Here is a 2613-nt window from a genome sequence, read left to right as displayed (position 1 = left end):
TGCGCGGTGTCGTCGGGATTGTTGAGCGGGCGAGGACAGGCCGAAAAGCGTGTTCTCACCAGTTCAGGTACGGCTGCGCAAAGCCTGCGAGAGCGCATTCATGCTGATGTCGACGATCGTCCGGAGCTGCTTCTGGCTCGCGCCGACCCTGCTCATCACGGCCAACGACTGGTTGACCGCCACGATGTGAGTCGCGTAGTTCTCGGCGTCGCCCTCGGCCAACTCCGCGGTGTTCAAGGCGGTCCGCAGCCGCGCACGCTGAAGCCCCACAGCTTCGATCGCACGCGTGGCGATAGCGGAGCTGAGTACTGGTGTCGCCATCGCGGTCTGAGCGACCAGACATCCGTCCGGCACGTCGGGGTCGGCGATGCGGTGGAGGGTGACCTCGAAAAACGCCTGTATCGCCCGTAGCGGCTCCCCGGACGCACCCCAGGAAAGGGCCTGCTCGTACCTGTCTCCGTACCGGACGGCGTAGCGATCCAGGCAGCGCAGGTAGAGCGAGTCCTTGTCGCCGAACGAGGAGTAGAGGGAACTCCGGTTCAATCCGGTCGCGCTGGAGAGGTCGTCGAGCGAGGTGTCGGCGTACCCGGCCCGCCAGAACCGCACCATCGCCGCGTCGAGCACGATGTCCACGTCGAACTGCTTCTTCCCGGCCATCCCGGACGCACCCCGTTCTCGAGCCAGTTCCTCGTAACCTGGCCCATCCTATCTTGAACTGAACAGTTCAAGATGTGTACCCTCGAGGTATGACCGACACCGCCATCGACCCGAACCGCCCTCCCGGCCAGAACCACTTCCCCGGGCTGCCGCTGCGCGACCTCGCGGGCTTCACCCACCGCTGGGTCGACGCGGAAGGAATCCGGCTGCACGCCGTGGAAGGCGGCGGGTCGAGTGCGCCCACCGTCGTGCTGCTCGCCGGATTCCCGCAAACCTGGTGGGCTTGGCACCAGGCGATGCCGCGCCTTGCCGAGCGCTTCCACGTGATCGCGATCGACCTGCCGGGACAGGGCCACTCCGACCGTCCTCAAGGGAGCTACGACACACACACCGTCGCTTCGCGCGTCCAGGCCGCGCTGACCGCGCTCAACGTGTCGAAGTACTGGCTCGTAGCCCACGACATCGGGGCCTGCGTCGCCTTCTCGCTCGCCCTGAGATACCAAGACCGCCTGCACGGCGTCGCCCTGCTCGACGCCGGCATCCCCGGAATCACCCTCCCGGACACCATCCCCACGAATCCCGAACGGGCGTGGAAGACCTGGCACCTGGCATTCCACGTGGTACCCGAACTGCCCGAGACACTGCTCACCGGCCGCGAGCGTGACTACGTGGGCTGGTTCCTGAGGGTCAAGACACTGTCCCCCAACACGTTCGACAGCACCGATATCGACCACTACGCCGCCTCCATCGCAGCCGAGGGCGGGCTCCGCGCATCTCTCGCCTACTTCCGTGACGCCGAGGAATCAGCGCGCAAAAACCAGGACGCTCTCGAACGAGGGCACTTGACCATCCCGGTCCTGGGAATCTCCAGCTCCCACGGTTCGATCCCCGACATGGCTGCCGCCCTCAGCCCCTGGGCGGAGAACGTGACCGGCGTCGTCATCCCGGACGCCGGGCACTTCATTCCCGACGAGCAGCCCGACGCAACCGTGGACGAGTTGACAGCGTTCATCGATCAGACGCGTGTCGGGTAGAGCCTTTCAGGGAGCCGAATCGGCGAGCAGCTCGTAAGGCTGGGCACCCCGCAAACCTAAGACGTGCGGTCAGCGCCCTGTTCGCGCGGCCATGGCCGCGCGCAGTGCGTCCGCGTCGAGAGCCGGGCCCCACGCATCCCTCGGATCGATGCTTCGACCGTCGACCAGTGATCCGACGTCGACAACGTCGAAGCCGATCTGGTCGATGAATTCGGTGACCACTCGCTTCGCTTCGTCGTCGTCGCCGGCGATCGGTATGGCACGCCGGTGAACTGCGCCTGACGGCCGGGCATGCTCGACGATTTCGGCGGCCTTGATGGCGTTGAAGGCCTTGACGACGCGCGCGCCGGGGAGACGCGCGGCGAGCATTTCGCTCGCCGCTGTGTCTCCGTCGTCAATGGCGGGGATCTGTCCGTCGCGGGGAGCGTAGTAGTTGTTCGCGTCGATGACGATCTTGCCCGCCAAGGGTTGCGCCGGAAGCTCCGGCACACCGCGGAACGGGATCGCCACCACGACCAGGTCGCCGGCCGCACCGGCTTGTTCGGAGGTCGCGGCCCGTGCCCGGGGGCCGAGTGCGTCGACCAACCGGCTGAGGGTGTGCGGACCTCTGGAGTTGCTCATCACGACGTCGTGACCCGAGGCGATCGCCTGTCGGGCAAGAACTTGCCCGATGTTGCCGCTGCCGATAAAACCGATGGAGGCCATGGTGGTCTTCCCTCCGGACGTGAGCTGCGTCGAATGGTCAGGGGATGAGGACAAGCCGTCCTCGCAGCCCGCCCTTGGCGAGGCGTTCGTGGGCCTGCGCCGCCTCTTCCAGCGGGTAGGTCTGGGCGACCCGAAGGGCGAGTGCGCCTGCCGCGGCGAGGTCGGACAGGGTTGTCAGCATCGCCGCGTCGGGACCGACCGAGGTGAGCCTTACCCG

At 66.7% G+C, this 2613-nt stretch carries 4 protein-coding genes; 1 reads left to right on the top strand and 3 read right to left on the bottom strand.

Annotated features, from left to right (window positions below):
• Positions 1 to 63: 63 nt before the first annotated feature.
• Positions 64 to 657, bottom strand: a complete 594-nt coding sequence (locus VFG33_RS05580; RefSeq protein WP_325023092.1) for a TetR/AcrR family transcriptional regulator — start codon at positions 655 to 657, stop codon at positions 64 to 66.
• 89 nt (positions 658 to 746) lie between these two features.
• Between VFG33_RS05580 and VFG33_RS05575 the strand changes: the two genes are divergently transcribed.
• On the top strand, positions 747 to 1691 hold the full coding sequence (locus VFG33_RS05575) for an alpha/beta fold hydrolase (RefSeq protein WP_325023091.1): 945 nt from the start codon (positions 747 to 749) through the stop codon (positions 1689 to 1691).
• Between the two features lie 69 nt (positions 1692 to 1760).
• Here the strand turns inward: VFG33_RS05575 and VFG33_RS05570 are convergent, their stop codons facing one another.
• Positions 1761 to 2396 carry an NADPH-dependent F420 reductase gene (locus VFG33_RS05570; protein WP_325023089.1) on the bottom strand — a complete coding sequence of 212 codons (636 nt, stop codon included), beginning with the start codon at positions 2394 to 2396 and terminating at the stop codon, positions 1761 to 1763.
• Between the two features lie 37 nt (positions 2397 to 2433).
• A partial coding sequence (locus VFG33_RS05565) for a zinc-binding dehydrogenase (RefSeq protein ID WP_325023087.1) occupies positions 2434 to 2613 on the bottom strand: 180 nt, incomplete at its 5' end.

This window comes from Kribbella sp. (genome assembly GCF_035687465.1).
Lineage (GTDB): Bacteria > Actinomycetota > Actinomycetes > Propionibacteriales > Kribbellaceae > Kribbella.
The sequence above is the reverse complement of the archived record's forward strand: the minus strand, read 5'-3'. Positions and strand labels throughout refer to the sequence as shown.

Coding starts and splice junctions, on each gene's coding strand:
- VFG33_RS05580 (WP_325023092.1), bottom strand. CDS start 657: ATGGCCGGGAAGAAGCAGTTCGACGTGGACATCGTGCTCGACGCGGCG.
- VFG33_RS05575 (WP_325023091.1), top strand. CDS start 747: ATGACCGACACCGCCATCGACCCGAACCGCCCTCCCGGCCAGAACCAC.
- VFG33_RS05570 (WP_325023089.1), bottom strand. CDS start 2,396: ATGGCCTCCATCGGTTTTATCGGCAGCGGCAACATCGGGCAAGTTCTT.